Origin of the sequence: Micromonospora sp. NPDC093244 (assembly GCF_040683695.1) — a bacterium.
Taxonomy (GTDB): Bacteria; Actinomycetota; Actinomycetes; order Mycobacteriales; family Micromonosporaceae; genus Micromonospora.
In genome coordinates this window covers 357,403-383,358 of sequence record NZ_JBFBEO010000003.1, presented here as the reverse complement: position 1 = coordinate 383,358, position 25,956 = coordinate 357,403, and the positions used below count along the sequence as shown (strand labels likewise).

At 72.3% G+C, this 25,956-nt stretch carries 21 protein-coding genes; 10 read left to right on the top strand and 11 right to left on the bottom strand.

The genetic code is table 11. From position 1 onward, the window contains the following. From AB0N27_RS20325 to AB0N27_RS20310, 4 genes are all read right to left on the bottom strand, one after another. A complete protein-coding gene (locus AB0N27_RS20325; protein WP_364371803.1) occupies window positions 1–1,671 on the bottom strand; it encodes a CDP-glycerol glycerophosphotransferase family protein in 1,671 nt (556 codons plus the stop codon). 28 nt (window positions 1,672–1,699) lie between these two features. Then, window positions 1,700–3,208, bottom strand: coding sequence for a bifunctional cytidylyltransferase/SDR family oxidoreductase (locus AB0N27_RS20320; protein ID WP_364371800.1), 1,509 nt, complete (start codon window positions 3,206–3,208; stop codon window positions 1,700–1,702). A gap of 147 nt (window positions 3,209–3,355) precedes the next feature. Continuing rightward, on the bottom strand, window positions 3,356–4,174 hold the full coding sequence (locus AB0N27_RS20315; protein WP_364371797.1) for an ABC transporter ATP-binding protein: 819 nt from the start codon (window positions 4,172–4,174) through the stop codon (window positions 3,356–3,358). Beyond that, complete coding sequence (locus AB0N27_RS20310; protein ID WP_364371794.1) at window positions 4,167–5,060, bottom strand: ABC transporter permease; 894 nt, start codon at window positions 5,058–5,060, stop codon at window positions 4,167–4,169. Before AB0N27_RS20310 ends, AB0N27_RS20315 begins: the two co-directional genes overlap by 8 nt. A 218-nt stretch (window positions 5,061–5,278) precedes the next feature. On the opposite strand from AB0N27_RS20310, the gene AB0N27_RS20305 reads away from it, so the two are divergent. The 3 genes from AB0N27_RS20305 to AB0N27_RS20295 all read left to right on the top strand — a co-directional run bounded on the left by AB0N27_RS20305 (window position 5,279) and on the right by AB0N27_RS20295 (window position 10,327). Next, window positions 5,279–5,878 carry a TetR/AcrR family transcriptional regulator gene (locus AB0N27_RS20305; protein ID WP_364372143.1) on the top strand — a complete coding sequence of 200 codons (600 nt, stop codon included), beginning with the start codon at window positions 5,279–5,281 and terminating at the stop codon, window positions 5,876–5,878. 140 nt (window positions 5,879–6,018) lie between these two features. Beyond that, window positions 6,019–8,160 carry a DUF6077 domain-containing protein gene (locus AB0N27_RS20300; RefSeq protein ID WP_364371791.1) on the top strand — a complete coding sequence of 714 codons (2,142 nt, stop codon included), beginning with the start codon at window positions 6,019–6,021 and terminating at the stop codon, window positions 8,158–8,160. Window positions 8,161–8,569: 409 nt separating this feature from the next. Further along, complete coding sequence (locus AB0N27_RS20295; protein ID WP_364371788.1) at window positions 8,570–10,327, top strand: CDP-glycerol glycerophosphotransferase family protein; 1,758 nt, start codon at window positions 8,570–8,572, stop codon at window positions 10,325–10,327. A 50-nt stretch (window positions 10,328–10,377) separates the two neighbouring features. Here AB0N27_RS20295 and AB0N27_RS20290 read toward each other — a convergent pair whose 3' ends face one another. Continuing rightward, on the bottom strand, window positions 10,378–10,716 hold the full coding sequence (locus AB0N27_RS20290) for a DUF952 domain-containing protein (RefSeq protein ID WP_364371785.1): 339 nt from the start codon (window positions 10,714–10,716) through the stop codon (window positions 10,378–10,380). A 101-nt stretch (window positions 10,717–10,817) separates the two neighbouring features. Between AB0N27_RS20290 and AB0N27_RS20285 the strand changes: the two genes are divergently transcribed. From AB0N27_RS20285 to AB0N27_RS20275, 3 genes are all read left to right on the top strand, one after another. Beyond that, window positions 10,818–11,129, top strand: a complete 312-nt coding sequence (locus AB0N27_RS20285; RefSeq protein ID WP_139583969.1) for a hypothetical protein — start codon at window positions 10,818–10,820, stop codon at window positions 11,127–11,129. An 87-nt stretch (window positions 11,130–11,216) separates the two neighbouring features. Then, entirely contained in the window at window positions 11,217–11,873 is a 657-nt protein-coding gene (locus AB0N27_RS20280; protein ID WP_357985654.1) for a response regulator transcription factor, read from the top strand. A gap of 9 nt (window positions 11,874–11,882) precedes the next feature. Further along, on the top strand, window positions 11,883–13,310 hold the full coding sequence (locus AB0N27_RS20275) for a HAMP domain-containing sensor histidine kinase (protein WP_364371781.1): 1,428 nt from the start codon (window positions 11,883–11,885) through the stop codon (window positions 13,308–13,310). A gap of 7 nt (window positions 13,311–13,317) precedes the next feature. On the opposite strand, the gene AB0N27_RS20270 is transcribed toward AB0N27_RS20275, so the two are convergent. The 4 genes from AB0N27_RS20270 to AB0N27_RS20255 all read right to left on the bottom strand — a co-directional run bounded on the left by AB0N27_RS20270 (window position 13,318) and on the right by AB0N27_RS20255 (window position 17,587). Beyond that, window positions 13,318–14,280 (bottom strand): TAXI family TRAP transporter solute-binding subunit, encoded by a 963-nt coding sequence (locus AB0N27_RS20270; protein WP_364371778.1) that lies wholly within the window; start codon window positions 14,278–14,280, stop codon window positions 13,318–13,320. A gap of 72 nt (window positions 14,281–14,352) precedes the next feature. Continuing rightward, window positions 14,353–15,012, bottom strand: a complete 660-nt coding sequence (locus AB0N27_RS20265; protein ID WP_364371775.1) for a hypothetical protein — start codon at window positions 15,010–15,012, stop codon at window positions 14,353–14,355. A 105-nt stretch (window positions 15,013–15,117) separates the two neighbouring features. Next, complete coding sequence (yaaA, locus tag AB0N27_RS20260; protein WP_364371772.1) at window positions 15,118–15,915, bottom strand: peroxide stress protein YaaA; 798 nt, start codon at window positions 15,913–15,915, stop codon at window positions 15,118–15,120. 52 nt (window positions 15,916–15,967) lie between these two features. Beyond that, window positions 15,968–17,587: a hypothetical protein gene (locus AB0N27_RS20255; protein ID WP_364371769.1), complete on the bottom strand. Its 1,620-nt coding sequence runs from the start codon at window positions 17,585–17,587 to the stop codon at window positions 15,968–15,970. A gap of 124 nt (window positions 17,588–17,711) precedes the next feature. Between AB0N27_RS20255 and AB0N27_RS20250 the strand changes: the two genes are divergently transcribed. Both AB0N27_RS20250 and AB0N27_RS20245 read left to right on the top strand, forming a co-directional pair. Next, the gene (locus tag AB0N27_RS20250; protein WP_364371766.1) at window positions 17,712–18,752 is read left to right on the top strand and encodes a phosphatase domain-containing protein; all 1,041 of its coding nucleotides are present in this window, start codon (window positions 17,712–17,714) and stop codon (window positions 18,750–18,752) included. Between the two features lie 65 nt (window positions 18,753–18,817). After that, window positions 18,818–20,824 (top strand): family 10 glycosylhydrolase, encoded by a 2,007-nt coding sequence (locus tag AB0N27_RS20245; RefSeq protein ID WP_364371763.1) that lies wholly within the window; start codon window positions 18,818–18,820, stop codon window positions 20,822–20,824. 49 nt (window positions 20,825–20,873) lie between these two features. On the opposite strand, the gene glgB is transcribed toward AB0N27_RS20245, so the two are convergent. After that, window positions 20,874–22,976 carry a 1,4-alpha-glucan branching protein GlgB gene (glgB, locus tag AB0N27_RS20240; protein WP_364371760.1) on the bottom strand — a complete coding sequence of 701 codons (2,103 nt, stop codon included), beginning with the start codon at window positions 22,974–22,976 and terminating at the stop codon, window positions 20,874–20,876. Beyond that, the gene (locus AB0N27_RS20235; protein ID WP_364371757.1) at window positions 22,964–25,129 is read right to left on the bottom strand and encodes a maltotransferase domain-containing protein; all 2,166 of its coding nucleotides are present in this window, start codon (window positions 25,127–25,129) and stop codon (window positions 22,964–22,966) included. Before AB0N27_RS20235 ends, glgB begins: the two co-directional genes overlap by 13 nt. A gap of 117 nt (window positions 25,130–25,246) precedes the next feature. On the opposite strand from AB0N27_RS20235, the gene AB0N27_RS20230 reads away from it, so the two are divergent. Continuing rightward, on the top strand, window positions 25,247–25,504 hold the full coding sequence (locus AB0N27_RS20230) for an AbrB/MazE/SpoVT family DNA-binding domain-containing protein (protein WP_364371754.1): 258 nt from the start codon (window positions 25,247–25,249) through the stop codon (window positions 25,502–25,504). After that, window positions 25,494–25,949 carry a type II toxin-antitoxin system VapC family toxin gene (locus AB0N27_RS20225; RefSeq protein ID WP_364371751.1) on the top strand — a complete coding sequence of 152 codons (456 nt, stop codon included), beginning with the start codon at window positions 25,494–25,496 and terminating at the stop codon, window positions 25,947–25,949. The genes AB0N27_RS20230 and AB0N27_RS20225 overlap by 11 nt, the downstream gene beginning before the upstream one ends. Window positions 25,950–25,956 lie beyond the last annotated feature (7 nt).

Here is a 25,956-nt window from a genome sequence, read left to right as displayed (position 1 = left end):
CTACACGGCCGCCGGGGCGGTGAGCGTCCGCTGCGGCGCCAGCTCCCGGCGGGCGGCGGTCAGGAACGCCTCGGCGTACGACTCGGCCGGGAAGTCGCCCAGGTAGTGGCGGCGGGTGGCCCACCGGTCCTCGGCGGCGGGATCGGTGTCCAGCAGGTCGGTCAACACCTCGTCGGTGTTCGACATGTCCCGCCGCAGCACGTAACCGGCGGCGGCCAACGGGAAGCGCCGCACGAACCCGTCGCCCTCGTCGCCCATGTCGGTCACCGCGTACGGCTTACCGGAGTAGAGGTAGTCGGAGATCACCCCGGACACGTCGGAGATCAGCGCGTCCGAGCGGTTCACGCACTCGGTCAGGCTCAGCTCGCGGGCCGCCGCGCCGACGACGTGCTGCCGTCCGGTGCGGGCCCGGTCGGCGACCAGCAGCTCGGTCAACCGGCCGAGCTGCCGGGCCGAGGCCGGATTCTGCGCGGTGTACGGGTGCGCCCGCAGGATGACTGTCGCGCCGCGCTCCAGCAGCCGCCGCAGCAGCGTCTCGGCCACCGGCAGGGAGCAGTAGTCGGCGTCGGCGTGGTGCCCCGTCCAGGTGGGGGTGTAGAGCACCGTCGGGTGGGCGAGCCCGCGTACCGGCTCGGGGCGTACCTCGATCGACTCGACCTGCGGGCGGCCCACCACCACGAACTTCTCGGCCGGGATCCGTACGCCGGCGCGGGCGTACCGCTCGATCGCCGCCGGGCCGGCCACGAAGATCCGGTCGAAGATCCCGGACACCGGGTTGGCGCTGGGCGCCTTGTCGCTGTCGCCGTGGTGCAACTGCACGTGGGTGAGCTGGGTGAACCTGATGCAGTGGCTGTTCTTGGCGCCGTGGTTGACGTAGAACGCCGCCCGCAGGCTGGGCACCAGCGCCTCGTCCATCGCCCGCAGGGTGGGGCAGTAGACCACCGGCGCGTCGGTGGCGGCGGCGATCGGCGCGAGGAACTCCGGCTCCCGCACCAGCACCACGAACGGGCGGCCGATCCGTTCCAGGTAGGGCAGCCACATGGTGACCTGGTACTCCGAACCGGGGGGTGCGGAGAAGTAGAGCAGGAACTCCGGCTCGTGCCGGCGCAGCGCGCGGGCCACCGCCCCGCCCCCGGCGGCCGGCCGGAACCGGCGCCGGGCCAGGTCCAGGGCGACAGCCCCGGCCCCCGCGCCCACCAGCAGGCTGGCGACGAGCGCCACGACGGCGGGCAGGACCAGCGCGGCGGCGAGGGCCACGACGGCGAGCAGCCCGAGCAGTGCGGTGCCGAGCCGGTCGGCGACCAGCGGCGTCCAGGACCGGACCGGCAGGTTGGCCGCGCGGATCTCCAGGTTCCCGGCCGTCCGCAGTGGCCCCACCAGCAGCACCAGCCCCAGCAGGACCAGCGCGGTGGCCACCAGCGCCGGGTCGAACCCGTCGTCGAGCCGCCGGGAGTAGCCGACAAGCACCGCGGCGGCGATGAGGGCCGTCTCGGCGACCAGGTCGGCGCCGGGCCGGATCCGCTGCTCGACGGCTGCCGCGGCCAAGGCGGCGACGGCCAGCGCCAGCCCCCAGTCGGTGGCGCCGGTGAGCGCCAGCACGACGAAGGCCAGCACGGCCAGCCCGGTGCTCAGGCACCGGGCGGCCATCTTCCGGACCAGGTCACCGCGCATGTCGCTCCGCTTTCCGCCCTCGCCGCCGTCAGTTCGCGGAGGCCGCCGCCGGTGCCTCGGCCCGGTCCGGGCCGGACTGCGCCGGCACGCTCGGCCCGTCACCGGGCGCCCGGCGTACGTCGATCACCTGGCCGGTCAGGTCGGAGATCAGCACGTCAAGCGACGACTGGGCGACGGCCTCGGCGGCGAGCAGGGTGTGCTCCGGCTCCTCGCCGAACGCCCGGGTGCGCATCGGGGTGGCGGTCCGCTCCGGGTTGATGCAGTTGACCCGGACGCCGACGTCGGCCCACTCGTCGGCGAGCGCCTGGGTGAGGTTGACCAGGGCGGCCTTCGTGGCCGAGTAGAGCGCGTAGCGGGCCCGCCCCCGGGTGTACGAACTGGAGGTGTAGAGCAGCAGCTGGCCCTTGGTCTGCTGGAGGTACGGAAGGGACTGCCGCGCGATGGTCACCGGGCCGACGAAGTTGACCTGGAGCACCCGGTCCATCGTCTCCTCGTCCATCTCGGCGAGGGCGCCCTTCTCCAGGATCCCGGCGGTGACCACCACGTGGTCGATGCGGCCGGTGGCCTCGAACGCGGTCTTCAGCGCGGCCTCGACGTCCTCGGCGCGCTCGACGTGGGTGCCGGTGGTGGAGCGGCTGAACGGGAAGACCTGCGCGCCGTAGCGGCGGGCCAACTCGGCCAGCTCGTGACCGATGCCGTAGCTGCCGCCGAACACCACGATGGTGCGGCCGGTCAGCTCCTCGGCGTAGCTGCGGTGGTCGGTGAGCCGGGGCGCCTGCGCGGCGGCGAGCTGGAAGAGCTTGTCCGCCAGGTGCACGTCGACCGGGTGGGTGACCTTGATGTTCTCGTCGGAACCGTCGATCACCTTGATCGGGGTACCGGGCAGGTAGTGCAGCACCACGCCGCAGTCGTCGGTCGCGGCGAAGTCCGGGTCGCCCTCGGCGATCCGGTACGCCTCGCGGATGGTGGGGGAGCGGAACGCCTGCGGGGTCTGGCCACGGCGCAGGCGGGAACGCATCGGGATGTCGGTGATGCAGTCGTTGTCGTCGACCTGGATGATCGTGTCCGCGGAGGGGATGGCCACGTCCACTGCGTCGTAGGTCCAGAGCGCGTTCACGCACTCGCGCACGATCCGGCCGCTGAGCAGCGGGCGTACCGCGTCGTGGAAGAGGATGTTGCAGTCGGCCGGGCCGACGGCGTCCAGGGCGATCCGGGTCGTCGCGTTGCGGGTGTCGCCACCCTCGATCACCTTGGTGACCTTGCGCAGGCCGGCCTTCTCGACGATCTGCCGGGCGTCCTCGACGTGGCCGGCGGCCATCAGCACGATGATCTCGTCGATCTCCGGTGCCGCCTCGAAGACCGCCAGGGTGTGCTCGATGATCGGCTTACCGGCGATCTTCAGGAGCTGCTTCGGGATGCCGAGGCCCAGCCGGGTCCCGGTGCCGCCCGCCAGCACCACGGCCACTGTCCGCGAGGGCCGCCACGGTGCCGGGGTCTCCGTTGCGGCGTCCGGGCCAGTGGTCTGGTCCTGCGTCATTGCCGGATCCTCACTCTCGTCGAATGCGTTAACGGAAGGTTCCGCCCGAGCGGCGACGGGATGAACCTTAACGCGCGGACCGCGCCACCCCAACGCGGGCGACGCGGTCCATGGCGTCGTGTCGATGCCGGAGGTTCGCCGGCACTTCTACTTGCTGTTCGCGTACGCCTCGTATTCGCGGATGACCTCGTCGGTGGGGCCGTCCATCCGGATGACGCCCGATTCCAGCCAGATCGTCCGCTCACAGGTGTCGCGTACCGAGGAGAGCTGGTGGCTGACCAGGAACACCGTGCCGGCGCCCTCGCGCAGTTCCCGTACCCGCTGCTCGCTGCGCTTGCGGAAGCCCTTGTCGCCGGTGGCGAGCGCCTCGTCGATGAGCAGCACGTCGTGCTTCTTCGCGGCGGCGATGGAGAACCGCAGCCGGGCCGCCATGCCCGACGAGTACGTCCGCATCGGCAGGCTGGCGAAGTCGCCCCGGTCGTTGATCCCGGAGAAGTCGATGATCCCCTGGGCCTGCTTGGCCACGTCGTCCGGGTGCATCCCCATGGCCAGGCAGCCGAGCACCACGTTGCGCTCGCCCGACAGGTCGTTGAGCAGTGCCGCGTTCACGCCGAGCAGCGACGGCTGCCCCTGGGTGTGGATCGCGCCCCTGTTGACCGGCAGCAGGCCGGCGATGGCCCGCAGGATCGTGGACTTGCCGGAGCCGTTGCTGCCGATCAGCCCGATCGCCTCGCCCCGGTACGCGGTGAACGAGACGCCCTTGACCGCGTGCACCTCCCGGACGTTCGGCGCGTGGGTGCGCTTGACCAGCCGGCGCAGCGCGGCCACCGGCGTGGTGCCACCGGAGGCGCCCTGGTGCACCCGGTAGATGATGTGCGCGTCGTCGACCACCACGGTCGGGATGCGCTCCTGGGTGGCGGTCAGTGTCGCGGTCGCCTCGGTGGAGGCCCCGATGTGCTCAACCACGGCCGTACTCCTGTTCGCCGCGCCAGAAGTAGATGAAACCGCCGAGCCCGGCCACCAGCGCCCAACCCGCAGCGACCAGCCAGAGCCGGGTCAGCGACTCGTTGAGCAGTGGCGCCTGCTCCAGCAGGGAGTAGCGGGCCAGCTCGATGTAGACCAGCAGCGGGTTGTACTGCACGAGCGTCGTCGCCCAGGCGGGCAGCCGTTCGAAGAGGCTGACGCTGTACAGGACACCGGAGCCGTACATCCAGGTGCGCATGACGAACGGCATGACCTGCTTCAGGTCGCTGGACTTGGAGCCCAGCCGGGCAACCAGCAGCACCACGCCGGCGTTGAACACCGCCTGCAGCAGCAGGGCCGGCACCAGCAGCAACCACTTCAGCGTGATCGGCTCGCCGGTGACCAGCACGATGCCGATCAGCACCACCATCGACGCCAGCAACTGCTGGAACTGGGTGATCGTGGTGGACAGCGGCAGGCTGGCCCGGGGGAAGTGCAACGCCCGGATCAGCCCGAGGTTGCTGCTGATCGACTGGGTGCCCGCCAGCACCGCGCTCTGGGTGAAGTTGAAGATGAACAGCCCGGTGGTCAGGTAGGCGATGAAGTTCGGAATGCTGTTCTGAGCCAGCACCACCCCGAAGATCAGGTAGTAGACCGCCGCGTTGGTCAGCGGTGTGAGCACCTGCCAGAGCTGGCCCAGCTTGGCGTTGCTGTACGAGGCGACCAGCTTGGCGTTGGCGTACGCGGCGATGAAATGCCGGTAGGCCCACAGTCGGCGGCTGTACTCGACGAGGCTCGGTCGCTCACCGGCGACCCGTAGCCCGTGCCGAGCGGCCAGCTGCGCCTGGGTCAGGCCCGTGTCGGGGTCGACCAGCGCGGTGGTGGCCATGGATATGGCGCTCCGATCTTTCGTGCAGACGGGGTTGCTCGCGACGATGGGATCCTAGTGGGAGTTGTGCGCGGGGCGCCGCCTCGTCGCTGCGTGGACAGTAGTCCGAAACACGTCGGGACGCAACCGTATCGTCGTTGCGCTACGCTGGCCGTCGTGACCTGCGAGAAGAGTCCCTGGTGACGTCCGAGAAGAGGCGTGCTCCGGCCGGCGCGGCGGTGCTCCGTGGAGAGATCACCACGGCCATCCGGCGCGCGCTGATGCAGGAGCTCGCCGCGGTCGGCTACGGCCGGCTCTCCATCGAGGCGGTCGCCCGCCGGGCCGGCGTCAGCAAGACGGCGATCTACCGCCGGTGGAGCTCCAAGCTCGACCTGGTCGTGGAGATCGTCGCGGCGGCGGCGCACGGCAAGCTCCCGGCGCTTGACACCGGCACCCTGCGCGGCGACCTCACGCTGCTGTTCCAGGCCGTGGCGCATGCGCTGCGCCACCCGCTGGCCTCGCAGATCATTCCCGACCTGCTGGCCGAGGCCGCCCGCAACCCCAGCATCGACGCGACCCTGCGTCAGGTGCTCCAGGCCCGCCAGCAGGACATCGGCGGTCGTCTGGTCGGCCGGGCCGTGCAGCGGGGAGAGCTGCCCGCCGACACCGACCCGGACGCCGCGATCGACCTCATCGTCGGCCCGCTCTACTGGCGGCTCGCCATCGCCCGGCTCCCGCTCACCGACAGTTACCTGGAGCGGCTCGTCGAGTCGGTGGTCGCCGGGCTCGGCGTGACAGGTGCCGTGCCGCACCCCCGAGCAGCTCCGATGGCCGGCTGACCGGCCCCGCGACACCCTCCAAACGGTGGGCCCGGATTCCCCGCCCGCCTCCGCTAGGCTGCCCCATTGACATCGGGCTGTCACCGAGACCACATCCAATTTCCGCCCCCACACTCGCCGCCGGACGACAAGGACGACCCGTGACGAAAGTCGAAGACGCTGTTGTGGCGCCAGCGCCAGCCGACCGAGAGACCGCCCCGATCGCGGGCCCCGCAGCGGCGGGCACCAACCGGTCCGGGCGCGGCCGGAGTCTGATCGGTCGACTCAACGCCGGTGTGGCAGCCGCACCCGTCCTGTTCACCGACGCGGCGGTGGTCGGCTTCGCCCTCTGGACGCTGCTCTACCACCTCAACCTCGGTCTCGCCCTGCGTCCCTCGGTCGTCTTCATCGGCTGGGTGGTCCTGCTGCCGGTCGTGGCGTACGTGACCTGGAAGCTCCGGCAGCGGGACGAGGTCGTCCGGCCCGCCGACGACGAGCCGGCGAGCGCGCCCGCCGAGCCGCCCGTCGACCGGACGGCGCTGCTGCGCCGGTACGCCCTGCCCCTCGGCTCCGCGCTCGGCGCGGCGCTGTTCGCGTCCCTCGGCACGGGCACGGTGACCTGGTGGCTGGCGATCGGGCTCGGCCTGGTCTCGGTCATCTCGGCGTGGCTGGCCGTGTCGCGCCGCGGCGCCGCGGTCGACAGGGGCACCGCTGCGGCAAGCCGGGGCACCACCCCGGCGCAGGGCTGGGTGGTCCTCGTCGTCTCGCTGGCCGCCGCCTACTTCGCCACGCTCATCGCTCGGGTCTCCCTCGACGACGTCTTCTACGTCGGCAAGTCCGTCTGGGTGGCCGAGCGGGACGAGATCCCGTTCCGGGACTTCCTGTTCACCGAGGGCGTCCTGCCGGCCGGCTCGGCGAATCCGCCCCTGCCGTCCTTCGAGGTCTTCATCGGGGCGATGGCGCGCGTCCTGCACGTGCACGCCGCGTCCGCGACGTGGTACCTGCTGCTGCCGGTGCTCGCCGTCTTCGCCATCTTCGCGCTGTGGCGTCTCGTGCAGCGGTGGGCGCCGCGACGTCCGCTCGTCGCGTTCGGCGTGGCGGCGGCCTACATCCTGCTGGTGGCGTACTTCGCCGACTCCTTGAACACGTACCACCTGCCCCGGCTGACCCAGGGCAAGAGCGTCTTCGTGCACGCGCTCATCCCACTGGCCTGGGTGTACTTCACCGACTACCTGGAGCGCCGTTCCCGGCGTTCGCTGATCCTGCTCACCCTGCTCTCCGTGGCGAGCGTCGGCTACACCACCACGGCCGTGATGCTCCTTCCCCTGATCGGCGCCGCGGCGGGTGTCGCGCTGCTGGCCACCAGGCGGGTGCGCGACGCCGTCCTGTGCTTCGCGGCAGTGTCGCTCTACCCGGTGCTGTCCGGCGCGCTCGTGCAGGTCCTGCGCGGCGGGATCGAGACGACGGTCGCCACGTACGCGCCGCTGCTGCCGCTGCGGACCATCTACGAGCTCACCCTGTGGCTCGGCATCCTCGGCGTCATCGCCGGGCTCGCCGTGTGGTGGTCGCCTCTGGTGCTGCGCGCGGGCGCGCCCCGGCAGCTCGCCGCCGGTGCCGTGCTCGCGGTGACGGTCCTGCTGATCCCCGGGATCCTCAAGGTCGCCGGTGACCTCAGCGGTCTGCGGGCGGTGCTCTGGCGGGTGCCGTGGATCCTGCCGGTGCCGGCGCTCGTCGGCATGCTGGCCGTCGTCCGGCTGCCCCGGCTGCCCCAACTGGCCCGGGTCAACCGTGTCCTGGCCTTCGCGCTCCCCGCCGTGCTGGTGTGCATCTTCTACACCCAGGGCAAGCCCATGTGGAAAGACGACGTGGTCCAGACGGAGCCCACCTGGCGGATGCCGGTGGCCCGCAAGGCGTCCTCCTTCTGGATCAAGAGGCTGGACAACCGCCCGCCGGGCCTGGTGCTCGCGCCGTCGTCGGTCATGCGGTCACTCCCGGAGGTCACCACCGAGGTCCGGGTGGTGCTTCCCCGCGACCTCTACCTCACCGACTACGGGATCGACACGGAGTTCTCCCGGGACCGGCTGCTGCTGGCGAGACTGGCCGACGCCGACCGGACCGTTTCGATCTACGAGGCGGACGGCGCGATGCGCCGGGTGGGGGTCAGCACGGTCTGTGTCTGGAAGTCCAACACCATCGTCGCCGACGCCGCGCCGTACCTGGGTCTGGAGCTGATCGCGTCGCGCAACCCACCCGGCGCGATGAACTGCTACCGGACCACCGCGTCCCCGACCCCCGGCGGCTGACCTGCCGGGATACGTCGACACCACGGCCCGGACGCCTCGTCGCGTCCGGGCCGTGGCGTGTCGGCGCCCGGTTGTGACCCGCCGCACAGCGGCGGGACCCGTCAGGTGCCCGGATTGCGGTCCGATACCCGGGTGATCCCTCGGTGTTCCACGGCGTTAAGGTCGCAGTCACGCGCGGACGGCCCGAGGCGCGGTTTCGGGCGGGTCCGCGCGTGGCACACTGCACTTCAGGAGTTCGGACATGGGACGTGGCGTGCGCGGTGGCGGGGCCGACCCGTCGGTGGCGCGCGAGGCTGCGACCTCCGCATCGCCGCGTGGCCCCCGCGTCGTACGCAGGCCGTCCCCATCCGGCGTCGCCATCCAGGGCCACGCGCCCAGACGGTCACCACTCTCGTAGGGAGCTGTACCTTTGTTCGGCACGTTATCGGGACGCCTCGGCGTCGCCGCCCGCAGCGCGCTGCTGGTGCTGTCCTACCTGGTCATGCTCGTCGCCGGCACCTTCGGTTGGATCGCTCTGTTCGCCGTCGCCGGGCTGGTCGCGGTGGTTGGCGAGTTCGCCGTGGCCCGCTGGTCGCCACCGTCGCAGCTGCTGCTGGAGAAGGTCGGCCTGCACTTCTCGTACCGGCAGTTGACCCGGGATCTCGCCGCCGTGCTGCTGGTCGCCGCCGAGGTGTCCCTCAACGGCCATGAGCTGTCCTGGCTGCTCGCCCTGCCGGCAGTCGTGTGGGTCGTGTCGGTCTTCGCCGGCGCCCTGACCACCATGATCGAGCGTCGTAACCCGCTCTCCGCCATGGTGCGCAACATCGAACTGGGTCCGCTGCGCTCGGCCCCCCAGCCGCCGGCCTGGGCCGCGGCCGTGGCCGGCGAGCGGATGCCCCTGCTCAACCTGCTGCTGGTGCCGGCGGCGGTGGCCGCCGCGGTGCAGCACGACGTGACCCCGTTCTTCGTCGCCGCGGCGGTGGCCGTGGCGGCGACCGGCGTGGTGGGCGCGATCATCGCGCTGACCTGGCTGCGCGGCCGGGGCTCGGGTCCGGGTCCGCTGCTGCCCGCCGTGCAGCGGTGGCTGGACACCTACCGGCCCGAGGTGGCGCTCTACTTCGCCGGCCCGGCGAAGGACGTCTACCAGGCGAACATGTGGCTCGCTCCCACCGAGGCGCTCCAGCAGCGCGCGGTGGTGCTGATGCGCAGTCGGGACGCGTTCCTGGAGCTGGCCGACACCCGGCTGCCGGTGATCTGCGTACCGGCCGGGGTGGACTTCATGAACCTGGAACTCGGCAGCATCCGCGCGGCGCTCTACGCCGCGAACGTCGGCGCGAACATCCACATGCTGCGCGAGCCCACCACGAAGCACGTCTTCGTCGGGCACGGTGACAGCGACAAGCAGGCAAGCGTCAACCCGTACAGCAAGGTGTACGACGAGGTCTGGGTCGCCGGACTGGCCGGCCGGGAGCGGTACGCCCGCGCCGGTGTGGGTGTGCTCGACTCGGACATCGTCGAGATCGGCCGGCCGCAGCTCGCCGGTGTGCACACGTTCGGCGCCGAGTCGGTGGACCGGCCGTTCACGGTGCTGTACGCGCCCACCTGGGAGGGCTGGCTCGACGACGACCCGTACCACACCTCGCTCGTGCTGATGGGTGAGCGGATCGTCAAGGGGCTGCTGGCCACGAACCCCCGGGTGCGTCTGATCTACAAGCCGCACCCGCTCACCGGGTCGCGGTCGACGGCGGCCCGGAGCGTGCACGAGCGGATCGTCGGCGCGATCCGTGCCGCCGGCGGCAACCCGAACGCGTCCTCTCTGGACGGCACCGCGCACCTGGTCATCACGGGCCGCACGCCTGCGTTGTTCGACTGCTTCAACCAGACCGACCTGCTGGTCAGCGACGTGTCCAGTGTGGTCTCCGACTTCGTGCAGAGCCAGCGTCCGTACGTGGTGGCCAACCCGGCAGGCCTCCCGGAGGACGAGTTCCGCAGGGAGTTCCCCACCACGCGGGCCGCGTACCTGCTCTCGAAGGACTGCGGTGAGCTGGAGAAGATCGTGTCGGTGACCCGGGCCGGTGACGACCCGATGACCGAGGCGCGCCGGGAGTTGAAGACCTACCTGCTCGGCCCCGCCGAGGAGAACCCGATGGACCGGTTCCAGGAGGAGATCGCCCGCCTCTGCCGCTGACCCGACGATCCCGCGCCCGGCCCGACGCCGTCGGACCGGGCACGGTCGCGTCAGCTCAGGAGCGCGGCCACCGCGTCGGCGACCGGGACGTCCACCGGCAGCACCCGCGCGTCCACCACGGCGGTGACCGGCAGGGGACCGTACAGGTGCGGAAAGAGCTGCCCGCCGCGCGACGGTTCCCACCGCAGCGCGTCACCCAACCGGTCCTCGCGCACGCTCAGCAGGGTCAGCCCGGTGGTGCCGGCGAAGTGCCGACGGGCCGTCTCCACCACCTGCTCGGCTGCGGAGAGGTGGATGAAACCGTCCTGCCGGTCCACCGCCGAGCCGGCCAGGTGCCCGGCCGCCCGGGCGTCGTCCCACTCGACAGTCGGCAGCAGCTTGTAGATCACCTCCGCAGCCTACGTCGGCGGGTACGCGTTTCGGCCGTACCGCCGCCGACGCCGGGCGCGGCCCGGCATGCTCAGGTGCAACGGCCGCGGAGGGGATGGCGATGGAGAGCTACGACGACGACTGGACCGACAGCCAGCGGGCGCTGTACGACGAGTGCTACCGGGCCGGTGGCGAGTGGGCCGCGGATCCGGACACCCCGTCCGACGACGTGCAGCAGGTGATCAATCTGGCCGAGGCGGACGACGACGCCTTCGACGACGCCGAGATCGACTTTCCGCCCCTGGTCGACGCGGTCACCCAGGCCAGCGGCGTGAACGTCACGAGCGTCCCGGCCCGCCACGACGACCCGGGCTTTCGGGGCTTCACCGACGGTGTCCGGGACAGCGTCGCCGACGACGTCTTCGGCCTCTGAGCGTCCGCCCCCGGTGGGCGGGCCTCCCGCTCGCCGCCCGCTTCTGCCACCATTCGCAGGACGGCGCTGCGAGGGACGGGGGCACGGGTGCGGATCCTGCTGGTGGAGGACGACCGCCGGGTGGCCGCCGCGCTCTCCTCGGCTCTCGGCCGGCGCGGATACGAGGTCGAGCACGCCGCCACCGTCGCCGCGGCGCTCTCGGCCGCCCCGTGCGACCTGGTCCTGCTCGACCTGACGCTGCCCGACGGGGACGGCACCGACCTGTGCCGGGCGTTGCGCCGACGCAGCAGTCAGCTCGGCATCATCGCGGTGACCGCGCGGGGTGAGGAGCGCGACCGGGTGCTCGGGCTGCGCCTCGGCGCCGACGACTACGTGGTCAAACCGTTCTCGATGGTGGAGTTGCAGGCCCGGATCGAGGCGGTGCTGCGCCGGGCCGCGAACGCCGCGCCGGAGCGGCACCTGATCGAGGCCGGGTCGGTGCGCATCGACGTGACGGCCCGGACGGTGACTGTCGACGGCCGGCTGGTCACGTTGACCCGCAAGGAGTTCGACGTGCTGCTGTCGCTGGCCCGCCAGCCCGGGGTGGCGGTGCCCCGGGACCGCATCCTGCTCGACGCCTGGGGCACCACCTGGGCCGACCGGCACACAGTCGAGGTGCACGTGGGGTCGCTGCGCGGCAAGCTGGGCGACGCCCGCCTGGTGGAGACCGTACGCGGGGTCGGCTACCGGCTGCGCGAGGTCTGAGGAGCCGCCGTGCGTCGCCGACTGGTGATCAGCTACCTGCTGCTGATGGTGCTCGTCCTCATCGCCCTGGAGACACCGCTGGCCGCCACCCTGGCCGCCAGTGAGACCGAACGGGTGCGCGCCGACCGGCTGGCCGACGCCACCCGGTTCGCCTCGCTGGCCGGGCCGACGTTGCGCGGCGGCGGCCCGGACCCGATCGAGTCGGAGTTGCGCAGCTACGACGAGTTGTACGCGATCGGCGCGGCAGTCGTCGACCGGGACCGGGGGACCCTTGTCGCCTCGCCTCGGTGGCAGCCGACCGCGACCACCACGGCCCTGGACGTCGCGCTGTCCGGGCAGCAGGCCAGTGCTCCGCAGTCGGTGTGGCCGTGGACGACGGGCCCGGTGGTGGTGGCCGTGCCGGTGAGCGACGGTGGTGAGGTCCTCGGCGCGGTGGTGATCGTGACCCCGGCCGGCCCGATCCGCCGGGCCGTCGCCGCCTGGTGGTTGCTGCTCGCGCTGGCGGGTCTGCTCGCCGTGCTGGCCTGCGTGCTCACCGCGTTCGGGCTGGCCGGGTGGGTGCTGCGGCCGGTCACCGAGCTGGACGCGGTCACCCACGAGATCGCCGAGGGCGACCGGGGCGCGCGGGTGCAGCACCGCCTGGGCCCGCCCGAGCTGCGCCGGCTCGCGGCCAGCTTCAACCACATGGCCGACGTGGTCTCCGACGTGATGGACCGGCAGCGCGCCTTCGTGGCGCACGCCAGTCACCAGCTGCGCAACCCGCTGACGGCGCTTCGGCTGCGGGTGGAGGAGCTGGGCCCCAGCCTCACCGACGTGGACGGCCGCTCCGAGCACCGGTTGGCGCTGGAGGAGACCGACCGGCTGGCGCTTGTGCTCGACGCGTTGCTCACCCTGGCCCGTGCCGAACGCGAGGAGAACGAGCGGGTCACCGTCGACGCGGCGGCGGTGGCGGCGTCCCGGGTGGCCGCGTGGGCGCCGCTGGCGCGGCACCGGTCGGTCACGTTGCGGCTGGCCCCGGGCGACGCCCCGGCGTACGCCCGCACCGTGCCGACAGCCGTCGACCAGGCCCTCGACGCGTTGATCGACAACGCGGTGAAGTTCAGCGGTGCCGGCGGGACGGTGACGGTGACCGTGGCTCTCGGTGACCACGGGGTGGCCCTGGAGGTGCGCGACTCCGGCCCGGGCATGACCGAGAGTCAGCTCGGCCAGGCCACCGAGCGGTTCTGGCGGGCGCCGGACGCGCAGAACGTCGACGGCGCCGGGCTCGGCCTGACCATCGTCGCCGTGCTCGTGGACGCGTCCGACGGGCGGCTCACGATGCGCGCGGGGGAGCCGCGGGGGCTGATCGCCGGTCTGTGGTTCCCGGGGCCCCCGGCAGACGCCGACCGGCCGGATGCGGACACCGAACCCGCCGGCGACGCGTGCCCCGTCCCGTAGCGGGTGCTCAGGGTTTGGCCGCGCGGTACCACTGGGCGGCGCCCGGGTGCAGCGACAGCGGTGCGGTGACGATCGCCGAGCGGGGGCTCATCCGTCCGGCCGCCGGATGGGCCGCGCCCAGCTCGGCCCGGCGCTCCATCAGCAGCCTGGTCACCTCCCGGACCACCCGCTCCGGCAGGTTGGCCCGCACGATCAGGTAGTTCGGGTCGGCCACAGTGGTCACCGGGTCCATGCCGTACACCGAGCGGGGTATGTCCCGCGAGACGTAGACCGGCCCGTAGCGGGAGCGCAACGGCTCGGTAAGCGCGCTCAGGTCGACGATCCGGGTGGCGCTGCGCCAGGCCAGCTCCTCGATGCCGCGCACCGGCAGCCCGCCGGAGAAGAAGAACGCGTCGATCCGCCCGGAGCGCAGGGCGGCCACCGAGTCGTCCAGGCCGAGCCGCTCGCGGCGTACCTCGTCACCGCCGAGCCGCGCCACCTCCAGCAGCCGGGTCGCGGTGATCTCGGTGCCCGATCCTGGCGCGCCCACGGAGACCCGCCGGCCCCGCAGGTCGGCGAGGGTGCGCACCGCGCCGCCACCCGTGGTGACCAGGTGCAGCTGGTCGTCGTACACCCGGGCGATGGCGTCGACGGGCGAGTCCTTCGCCGAGGCTCTGGGCAGCACGTCGGCCTGGGTGAAGCCCAGCTCGGCGGCGCCGGAGCCGACAAGTCTGACGTTCTCCGCCGAGGCGGCGGTGACCACCACGCTTGCCCGCACGTCGGGCATCTCCCGGTTGAGGATTGTCGCCAGGGACTGGCCGAAGGCGTAGTAGACGGCTGTGGGGCTCCCGGTGGCGATCCGGATGCGCAGCGGCTCGTTCGCGGTGTCCCGGCAGCCGGCGGCGGTCAGGGTCACGGCCAGCAGCAGCGTCAACAGGGCCGCCGGGCCCGCGCGGCGGTGGCCGGGCCGACTGGACGAGGTACGCCTCACGCGCTGCACTGTGCGCCGTCGGCAGCGCGGGCGCAAGCCCGTCCGCGCGGCCGGCGCGTCAACGGCGTCGACTCAGCAGACCTGACGGCGTGCCGGCTCCAGGGTCGCGCTGCGCAGGATCCGCTCCCGGTCGGGGCCGTCGGCGACGCTGACCAGGAAACAGCCGGTACCCGGGCGGAGCCGGGCCGGCACGTCGAGCACGGCGGCGGCGCGGATCAGCACCGCGGCCAGCTCCCGGTCGGTGATCCGGACGCCGAGGATGTGCCGGCGGACGTGCCGTCCACCGGCCAGCAGCGCCGACCGCCAGGCCGCCGCCGCCAGACGGGACACCCACAGCCGCCGGGCCGGCGACGCGCCGGGAGCCGGCCCGCCGAGCAGTTCCCGACGCCCCTGCCGCCAGCCGGCGTCCAACAACCGGGTGTACGCGCCGTGGTGCTCGCGCGGCACCCAGAGCCTGTGCAGTTCGTAGCGGCGCCGCAGACCACCGACGGCGGTCTCGTGGGTCACCGGGATGTCCAGCCGGCCGAGCAGCTGACGCATCCGCTGCGCGGCGTCCTCCCGGTTGAACTCCACGCCTGGCGCGTACGGGGTGCCCGGCCGGGCGGCTGTCGGCGGCGGCGTGCACCGCAGCAGGCAGGCGGCCTCGAACGCGTCGCCGAGGGTCAGCCAGTCCAGTGGGGGAGGCGTCGCGGGTGCGCGCAGTGCGTCGAGCAGGGCAGGTTCCGAGGTCAACGAAGGCTCCCTTGTCGGAGTCTGGGTTCCCCTACCGTGGCCCCTGCGACGCCGTTGCGGAATGCCTCGCGCCCAGCCTTGAGGAAATCTTGCGGGTATCCGACGTCAGAGGTCGGTGACGACCAGATCCACCTGTCGTACCCGGCCGGGCGCGGTGGTCTGCTCCTCGACCGTGTGCTTCAGCTCGCGAAGCGTGCCGACGAGCTGCGCGGCGGTACGCGGGCGGGCGCCGGCGAGCAGCAGGTCGCGGACCAGCCGACCCTTGGTGGCCTTGTTGAAGTGGCTCACCACCGAACGGACCGGCGCCCCGTCGACCTCCCGCTCGTGCAGCACCCGCACGGTCACCGTCCGCTCGGCCAGCTCCCCGCGCGGCGTCCAGGTGGCCGCGTACGCGCCGGAGCGCAGGTCCAGCACCGGGCCGCGACCGGCCGCGCCGTCCAGTGCCGCCGCCAGCTCCCCGCGCCAGTACGTGGACAGCGCCCCCACGCCGGGCAGGCGTGCGCCGATCGGGCAGCGGTACGGCGGGATCCGGTCGGCCAGGCGTACCGCCCCCCACAGCCCCGAGCTGATCAGGATCGACCGGCGGGCCGCCCGCTGTGCCGGGGCCGGCAACGAGGCCAGCCCCAGCGCCTCGTAGAGCACCCCGGTGTAGAGCCGCTCGGCGGGCGCGGTGGCCGCCACGCGCAGCCGGGCGTTGCGGCGCAGCTCGTCGCGCTGGCTCTCGCTGAGCCCGAGCGCGACCCGAGCCGCCTCCTCGTCCGGCCCGGCGCAGAGCGTCACCAGCGAGTCGAGCACCCGTTCCCGGGCGGGGTTCAACTCCGGCAGCGAGACCCGGTCGGGGCTGAACCGTCGTCCGGTGCCGGCGTCGGCCTTGCCCTCCGAGGGCGGCAGCAGGATGAGCATGGGACTCCTCGACGGTGCGACGGCGGCGGCCCGGCCAGCGTACGACCCGCCGTTACCGCCAGGGCCGCACCGGTGTGTCGGGGTGGTACACGCGATAGCCGCCGACCTCCCGTACCGGTGTGGCGTCGTCCCGGTCGGCGAGCAGCCGGCGCAGCCGCCGGTCCATCGGCGAGTCGATCTCCACCACGTAGCCGGGTCGTTCGGCGCGGCCGACCTGCCGCCAGTACGCCAGGTAGCGGTTCTGCCCGGGGGACAGGTCGCCGTCGAGCACCCCGCAGATCACCGCCTCGTCGGTGTTGAAGATCAGCCGGTTGCAGGTCCAGTAGTCCCCGTACACCTCGTGCGGTCCGTCGGCGCGCAGCGCGGCGGCCAGCTCCCGGGCGGCGCGCTCCTCGGTCCGCGACGCGGCGGTCCCGGTCGTCACGAACAGCACGGTGGTCACCAGCGTGGTAGCGGTCAGCGCGACCAGCACGGCGGTGGCCAGCACGCCGGCGAGCCGCCCGAGCACGCTCGCCGTGCCCCGCCAGCAGGTCACCGCCACCACCCACAGCGGCCACAGCACCGCCGGCAGCGACAGTTGCAGCACCGACAGGTAGCGGGCGTTGTCCAGCGGGCTGGTCGCGGCGAGCGGGCTGCGCACGTACGACAGCAGGGTCAACGCGGCGCCCGCGACAAGCGCGAGCTGCACGACAGGCGCGACCCGCTCCCCGCGCGGCGTCGCGGCCGCCCGACGGTACGCGAGCACGGCGAGCGCCGCGCCGGCCACCAGCAGCAGCGGGTAGATCACCCCGAACCACTGCTGCCAGCGCCCGCAGCCGTCGACCGGGCAGAGCCCGTGCGCCAGCGGCACCCCCTCCAGCAGGCCTCCGGAGATCCGCTCGGACCACGGCGGTCGCGGTCCCGCCTTGGTGCTGACCTCCCGGAACACCGTCAGCGAGTCCTCGCCGGGGCCGGCACGTAGGTTGTCGAGGATCATCGGCGCGATCCCGACCACGACGCCGGCCACCAGCAGCAGGCCGGACCAGCCGAGAAGCTCCCGCCGCAGCGCCCACACCAGGGCCAGCCCGGCCACCGCGAGGTACGGCAGGATCAGCCAGTCCGACCAGGCGGCCAGGCCGACGAGCAGCCCGAACAACGCCACGGCGAGCCGCCGGCGGCGCACGGTGCCGGCCGCCAGCCCCACGGTGATCAGCAGCATCAGCAGCACCGCGGGCTTCACCTCGGGCCGTCCGCCGACGACTGTGAGCTGGTCGCGCACCACCCGTTCGCCCCCGAGCGCGAGCAGACCGACGACCACCGTGGCGAACCAGGGCGTGCAGATCCGGCGGGTCAACCTGTGGATCAGATACAGGAACACCGCGTACAGCGCGAGCATCGGCAGCCGCAGCACCGGCCAGCTCGGCCCGGCAAGCGCCACGAGGGGCGCCGCCAGGTACGACTCCAGCATCCCCATGTAGTGCTGGCCGTACAGGAAGACAGGCCGTTCCCGGCCCTGCCCGATGTGCAGCGCCGCGAGGCCGAAGGTGGCCTCGTCGCTGTTCGACACCGGCACCGTGTACAGCGTCAGGACCAGCCGGTAGACGACGCCGACGAGCCCGAGCAGCAGCGCCACGAGCGCCGGCCGGTCGGGTCGTGGGCGCCACCGCCCACCGTGCTGTTCTGGATGCGACACGACCAACGCCCCCGTCGTCGTCCCGACCGGAGTGTTTCACGGCCGGCGGGCGGGCCGGGGAGCTTCCGCGCAGTCGGGGTCCGCTCACGTGGCCGTGGGTGTGATCGTGTGGCAGGGTTGGCGCGTGCCACCCACTCCCGCCGGCCAGCTGGCCGTTCCCAACCTGCACCGGGCAGCGCGGATCGAGGACGCCGTTCACCAGCTCGTGGAGCGTCGCCTGCGCCGCACCGGCTGGCGGGTCAACATCATCGCGTACACCGGCTACGGCTCGCCGGGTTGGGTGCGGGTGATGTGCCGGGTGCTGCTGGGCCGTCCGGACACCCGCCAGCGGGGCCGCCTGGACAAGGTGCGTGGCTGGCGCAGCTTCACCACCCTGCCGGCGAAGCACGTCACGGTGACCATCGAGGCCGGTGGCGTGCGGCACGAGGCGCAGGCCGACCGCAGCGGCTTCGTCGACACGCTCGTCGAGGCCGACCTGCCGCCCGGGTGGGGCACGGTCCGGCTCAGTGTCCCGGACGCCGATCCGGTCGACGCGCCGGTACGCATCCTCGACCCCAACGTCACATTCGGCATCCTCTCCGACATCGACGACACGGTGATGGTGACCGCGCTGCCCCGGCCGCTGCTCGCCGCCTGGAACACGTTCGTGCTCGACGAGCACGCCCGCAACGCCGTGCCCGGCATGGCCGTGCTGTACGAGCGGCTGGTCACCGCGCACCCCGGCTCGCCCGTCTTCTACCTCTCCACAGGCGCGTGGAACGTCGCGCCGACGCTCACCCGGTTCCTGTCCCGGCACCTCTACCCGGCCGGGCCGCTGCTGCTCACCGACTGGGGGCCGACGGCCGACCGCTGGTTCCGCAGCGGCCGGGAGCACAAGCGGGTCACCCTGGCCCGGCTGGCCAGGGAGTTCCCCCACGTGCGGTGGCTGCTGGTCGGCGACGACGGCCAGCACGACCAGGAGATCTACCGGGAGTTCGCCGCCGCCCACCCGGAGAACGTCGCGGGTGTGGCCATCCGCCGGCTCTCCCCGACGCAGTCGGTGCTGGCCGGTAGCCTGCCCGCCCCGGCCGGGCGGGCGTCGTCGGGGCCGGTGGGGCAGAAGTGGCTGTCCGCGCCGGACGGCGCCGGCCTGTGGCAGCTGCTGCGCGACGCCGACCTGGTCTGAGCGTCCGCCGCCGCCGGTTCTGAAGGTTACTTGCACAACAGTCGGGCAACGTTGAAAATCCCTTCATGCCCAGAGACTGTTATCGATATTTTCCGGGACTGGCGCTGGTAGCGGCGCTGATGCTCGGCGCAACAGCCCCCGCCTCCTCGCCGCCGGACACCGTGCCGGTGGCCGCCCAGGCGGCCTGCGTGACCGACCCGGCCACCCCGAAACGACAGTTCCGGGGCATGTGGATCGCCAGCGTGGCAAACATCGACTGGCCCAGCCGCACCGGGCTCACCGCCGCCGCCCAGCAGGCCGAGTACCGGGGGTGGCTCGACCTGGCCAAGCAGCGTCGGATGAACGCCGTCGTCGTGCAGATCCGCCCCGCCGCCGACGCGTTCTGGCCGTCGACGTACGAGCCGTGGTCGCAGTGGCTCACCGGAACCCAGGGCGGCAACCCCGGCTACGACCCGCTGGCCTTCATGGTGGCCGAGGCGCACGCCCGCGACCTGGAATTCCACGCCTGGTTCAACCCGTACCGGGTCGCCACCCACACCGACCTCACCAGGCTGGCCGCCAGCCATCCGGCCCGCACGAACCCGGGCTGGGCCGTCGCCTACAACGGCCAGCTCTACTACGACCCGGGCATCCCCGCCGTCCGGGCCTTCGTGCAGAACGCGATGATGGACGCCGTCAACCGCTACGACATCGACGCGGTGCACTGGGACGACTACTTCTACCCGTACCCCGGTAGCGGTGGTGGCTTTCCCGACCAGGCCACATACGCCCAGTACGGCGCCGGCTTCACCACCATCGCCGACTGGCGGCGCAACAACGTCAACCTGTTGGTGCAGGAGATGAGCGCCAGGATCCGTGCGGCGAAGCCGTGGGTGAAGCTCGGCGTGAGCCCGTTCGGCATCTGGCGCAACGCCGGCACCGACCCGCTCGGCTCGCGCACCACAGGCCTCCAGTCGTACGACGCCATCTACGCCGACACCCGACGCTGGGTGAAGCAGGGCTGGATCGACTACATCGCCCCGCAGATCTACTGGCAGATCGGCCACCCCGCGGCCGACTACGCGGAGCTGGTCCGCTGGTGGTCGGAGACCGTTGCCGGCACCAACGTGCAGCTGCTCGTCGGTCAGGCCACCTACCGCGCTGGTGCGTCCGGGCAGGATGCCGCCTGGCAGGACCCGGCGGAGCTGTCCGACCACCTCACGCTCAACCGCACCTACCCCCGGATCCTCGGTGACATCCACTTCAGCGCCAAGGACGTCCGCGCCGACCGCATCGGTGCCGTGTCGCGGGTGGCTACCGACCACTACCGCAGGCCCGCGCTGGCGCCGGCCGGCGTCGGCGGCGCGGCGCCCGCCGCGCCGAATCTCACCTCGGCGGTACGCGGCACCGGCGGTGTGACAGTGAACTGGCAGCGCGGCGGCACCGGAAGCACGGCCTCGTACGCCGTGTACCGACTGCCCGGCGACGGCGCCGTCGACCCCTGCGACCTGGCCGACGCCCGCAACCTGCTCGGCACCGTACGCGCGTCCGGCAGCACCGGGACGTTCACCGACACCACCGCCGCGACGGGCTCGACCTACCGGTACCTGGTGACCGCCCTGGACCGGCTGCACCACGAGAGCCCGGCCAGCAACACGCGGGTGGTCAGCGGCACCGGCGGCACGTTCAGCGTGATCGTGGACAACACCACCACCGGTGGCTTCACCGCCGCCGCCACCTGGGGCACGTCGTCGTACCTCACCACGCGGTACGGCACGAACTACCGGTTCGCCGAGCCGCAGGCGGTCAGCGACCCGGCCTGGTTCAGCGCGACGCTGCCCGCCGCCGGCTCGTACCGGGTCGAGGTCTGGTACCCGGCGGACCCCGGGTACAACAGCGCCACGCCGCACCTGGTGGCGACGGTGAACGGGACCGTGACCGCCTCCGTCGACCAGCGCAGCGGCGGCGGGCAGTGGCGGGTGCTGGGCACCTACGACCTCGCCGCGGGGACGCGCCAGGTCGTCGGGGTCAGCCGCTGGACCAGCACGCAGGGGTACGTCGTCGCCGACGCCGTCCGGATCACCAGGCTCTGAGCCGGCCCCGTCCGGGGTGCGCCTCGGCGCCCCCGGACGGGTCGCACGGTCATCCCCTGCGCAGCCAGACCGCGCCGAGCGGGGGGACCTGGAGGGCGGCGGAGGCGACCATCCCGTGCCACGGGACGTCCTCGGCGCGTACCTCGCCCATGTTGCCCACCCCGGAGCCGCCGTAGTGGTGGGCGTCGGTGTTGAGCACCTCGGCCCACGTCCCGCCGGCCGGCAGACCGATCCGGTAGTCGTGCAGCGGCTGGGCGGAGAAGTTCGCCACGCACACCAGGGTCGAGCCGTCGGGGGCGATCCGGACGAACGACACGGTGTTGTTGGCGACGTCGTCGCCGGCGATCCAGCGGAACCCGGCGGGCTCGGTGTCCTGTGCCCAGAGCGCCGGGGTGTCCCGGTAGACGCGGTTCAGGTCGGCGACGAGCCGTTGCACGCCGGCGCGGGCCGGGTCGTGCAGCAGGTACCAGTCGAGGCCGCGTTCCTCGCTCCACTCCCGGTCGTCGGCCAGCTCGGAGCCCATGAAGAGCAGTTGCTTGCCGGGGTGCGCCCACATGTACGCGAGCAGCGCCCGGACGTTCGCGAGCCGCTGCCAGGTGTCGCCGGGCATCTTGCCGGCCAGGGAGCCCTTGCCGTGCACGACCTCGTCGTGACTGATCGGCAGCACGTAGTTCTCGCTCCAGGCGTACGCCAGGGAGAACGTGAGCTGATGGTGGTGGTGCTGGCGGTAGATCGGGTCCTTCGAGGTGTAGAGCAGGGTGTCGTGCATCCAGCCCATGTTCCACTTGAAGCCGAAGCCCAGCCCGCCGTCGGCGGTGGGGCGGGTGACGCCCGGCCAGGCGGTGGACTCCTCGGCGATCATCACCACGCCGGCGTGGTGCTTGTAGACCGTCGCGTTCACCTCCTGCATGAGCGCGATGGCCTCCAGGTTCTCCCGGCCGCCGTACTGGTTGGGAGCCCATTCGCCCTGGTTGCGGGAGTAGTCCAGGTAGAGCATCGAGGCGACCGCGTCGACACGTAGCCCGTCGACGTGGAACTGGTCGCACCAGTAGAGCGCGTTGGCGACCAGGAAGTTGCGCACCTCGTTGCGGCCGAAGTCGAAGACGTACGTGCCCCAGTCGGGGTGCTCGCCGCGGCGCGGGTCGGGGTGCTCGTAGAGCGGGGTGCCGTCGAAGCGTCCGAGAGCCCACTCGTCCTTGGGGAAGTGCGCGGGCACCCAGTCGAGGATCACCCCGATGCCTGCGGCGTGCAGCCGGTCCACCAGGTAGCGGAAGTCGTCCGGGTCGCCGAACCGGGACGTCGGCGCGTAGTAACCGGTCACCTGGTAGCCCCAGGAACCGCCGAACGGGTGCTCCATCACGGGCAGGAACTCCACGTGCGTGAAGCCCAGCTCGGTGACGTACGCGGTGAGCTGGTCGGCCAGCTCGCGGTAGCTCAGCCCGGGTCGCCACGAACCGAGGTGCACCTCGTAGACGCTCATCGGTTCCTGGTGCGGCTGCCGCCCGGCCCGCCGGGCCAGCCAGTCCTCGTCGTTCCACCGGTACGTCGAGTGGTGCACCACCGACGCGGTGGCCGGCGGCACCTCCGCGTACGCGGCCAGAGGGTCGGCCTTGTCCCGCCACTGCCCGTCGGCGCCGAGCACCCGGTACTTGTACCGGGCACCGACCCGGGCGTTGGGCACGAACAGCTCCCACACGCCGCTGGAGCCGAGCGAGCGCATCGGCCAGCCGTCGTCCGGCCCCCAGCCGGTGAAGTCCCCGACCACCCGGACCCCGCCGGCGTTGGGAGCCCACACGCTGAACGCCACGCCCTCGTCGAAGACCCGCGCGCCCAGGGCGTCCCACAGCCGCTCGTGCCGGCCCTCGCCGATCAGGTGCAGGTCCAGCTCGCCGAGGGTCGGCGGGTAACGGTACGGGTCGTCGTGCGCGGTGCCGTCGACCTCCACCCGGTAGTCGAGCACGGTGCGCTCGACCTGGGTCTCGAAGACGCCCACGTCGTGCACCCGCTTCATCGGGTGCCGCTCGTCGCCGACGAGCAGCACCACGTCGCCGGCGCCCCGGCGCATCGTGCGGATCGTCGTGGACCCGTCGGCGGGGTGCGCGCCGAGCAGCGCGTGCGGGTCGTGCGTCGCGCCGGTGATCAGCTGGTCCATCGGTCGTCCTTCGGGGCGGCGTCGGTCGGTGCGGAGGCGGGCGGGCGGGTCGCCGATCGGCGCGGCGGGGTCGGTACCGGGCCCGACCGGCGGGGCGGAGTCGGAACGGGAGATGTCGGCGCGGTGCCGCCGGAGAGGTCGTCCGGCACCTCGGCGACGGTGAGGTCCGCTGGCTCGGCGCCCGCCGGCTGCGGCTCGGTCGGCGGGGCCGGCCGACGCACGGTCAGCACGTGCGCGGGTTGCAGGTACGGGTCGAGCCGCACCGCGTTGCGTTGACCCCAGTCGTAGCTGGTGCCGGTCAGCTCGTCGTACACGGTGAAGCGTTCGTGCCAGTCGAAGCCCAGCGCCGGCATGTCGAGTGTCGTGTTGCCCCACTGCACCTCGCGCGAGTCGAACGAGCAGACCACGATGACCGTGTTGCCGGTCTGCGGGTCGTGCTTGGACCAGCACAGCAACGCCGGGTTGTCGATCTCGTGGAACCGCAGGTTGCGCAGCTGGTGCAGGGCCGGGTTGTCCCGGCGTACCCGGTTGAGGGTGGTCAGGAACGGCGCCAGCGAGCGGCCCTGCGCCTCGGCGGCGGCCCAGTCGCGGGGCCGCAGCTCGTACTTCTCGTTGTCCAGGTACTCCTCGGCACCCGGCCGGGCCACGTGCTCGAACAGCTCGTAGCCCGCGTACAGGCCCCAGGAGGGGGAGAGCAGCGCGGCGAGCACCGCCCGGATCTTGAACATCGGTGGGCCGCCGTGCTGCAACGACTCGTGCAGGATGTCAGGCGTGTTCGGCCAGAAGTTCGGCCGCATGTGATCCGCCGACGCGACCAGTTCCTCGCAGTACTCCCGCATCTGCGCGGCCGTCGTGCGCCAGGTGAAATAGGTGTACGACTGCGTGAAGCCGATCTTGCCCAGCCCGTGCATGATCGCGGGCCTGGTGAACGCCTCGGCCAGGAACAGCACGTCCGGGTCGACGGTCTTCACCTCGGCGATCAGCCAGTGCCAGAAGTCGAACGGCTTGGTGTGCGGGTTGTCCACCCGGAAGATCCGGATGCCCTCGCCGACCCAGTGCAGCACCACCCGCAGCACCTCGGCCCGGATGCCCTCGGGGTCGTTGTCGAAGTTGACCGGGTAGATGTCCTGGTACTTCTTCGGAGGATTCTCCGCGTACGCGATGCTGCCGTCGGCCCGCGTGGTGAACCACTCCGGGTGCTCGGTGACCCACGGGTGGTCCGGCGCGCACTGCAACGCCAGGTCCATGGCCACCTCCAGGCCCTGCGCCGCCGCCGCCTCGATGAAGGCCCGGAAGTCCGCGGGCGTACCCAGGTCGGGGTGGATCGTGTCGTGGCCGCCCTCGGCGGCGCCGATCGCCCACGGCGAGCCCACGTCGTCCGGTCCGGCGGTGAGCGCGTTGTTGCGGCCCTTGCGGTTGACCCGGCCGATCGGGTGGAGCGGCGGCAGGTAGAGCACGTCGAAGCCCATCGCGGCCACACCCGGCAGCCGCCGCGTGGCGGTCGCGAAGGTGCCGGACCGACCGCCCGCCGCTCCTTCGGAGCGCGGGAAGAACTCGTACCAGGCGGAGAAGAGCGCCCGCTTGCGGTCAACCCAGATCGAGTACGTGTCACCGACGGTCACCAGCTCCCGCACCGGGTGCTCCCAGAGCAGGTCGGCAAGGGCCAGCGCCGGACCGACGCGCTGCGGCAGGGTCAGGTCGGTGTCCGCGAGCGCGGTGAGGGCGTCGGCGACCCGGGGCCTGTCGGTCGCCGGAACGAGATCCCGGGCGGCGGCGAGCACACGGGTGCCCTCGGCCAGGTCGTTGGCCAGCTCGGCCGGCCCCTGCCCGGCGGCGATCTTCTTGGTCACCGCGTTCTGCCAGGTCAGGTACGGGTCCTGGAACGCCTCGACGGCGAAGGTCCACTCGCCGACCGCGTCCGGTGCGATGGTGGCGTGCCAACGGTCCTGGCCGGGCTCGCCGGGACGCATCCGGGTGAACGGCCGGGTGTCGCCGTCCGGGCCGCTCCACACCACGTTGCAGCCCAGCGCGTCGTGCCCCTCCCGGTAGGCGCGCGCCGACACCGGAACCGGTTCGTCGACCACCGCCTTGGCCGGGTATCGCCCGCAGGAGACGACGGGGGAGACGTCTTCGATCGGGAACCGTCCAGTCACCCCGCCAACCTACTGCGCGAGATCCGTTCGCGCGCGGCCAAGCACCCCGGTCCGCCCTCCTGCGGTCGCCGCGACACCCGCCGCGCAACCGGACGTGTCACGTATCGTTGGTATTACGTGACGGAGGTCCAGAGCATGCGGTTGAACAGCAAGGGCCAGGTGACCATCCCGGCAGCTCTGCGGGCGCGCTACAACCTGCACGAGGGTGACGAGGTCGATGTGATCGAGGAGGGCGGGGCCCTCCGCATCGTCCGCGTGCACGGTGCCGACACCCGGGGGCAGCGCCTCGTGCGCCACATGCGAGGGCGGGGGAGCGCCAAGGAGACCGAGCACATGTCCACCGAGGAACTGATGGAGATGCTGCGTGGCGAGTGACCGGCTCCGCGCCCTGCCTGCCCGCTCACCGGACGCGACGACGACCCTTGTCGACACCAACGTGCTGCTGGACATCCTCACCGATGACCCCAAGTGGGCGGACTGGTCCGGAAGCGCCCTCGCCGAAGCCCGCGACACGGGCAACCTGGTGATCAATCCCATCGTCTACGCCGAGGTGTCGGTTCGTTTCGACCGCATCGAAGAGCTGGACGAGGCGTTGCCGGCGGGAGACTTCCTTCGCGAGGAGCTGCCTTACCTGGCGGGCTTCCTCGCCGGCAAGGCGTACACGCGATACCGCAGGCTGGGCGGCGTGAAACGGTCGCCGCTCGCCGATTTCTATATCGGCGCGCATGCTGCCGTGTGCCGATACAACCTGCTGACCCGTGACGGGGCGCGATACCGCACGTACTTTCCGACCCTGACGCTGACGACCCCGGCCAACTGACCCTGCT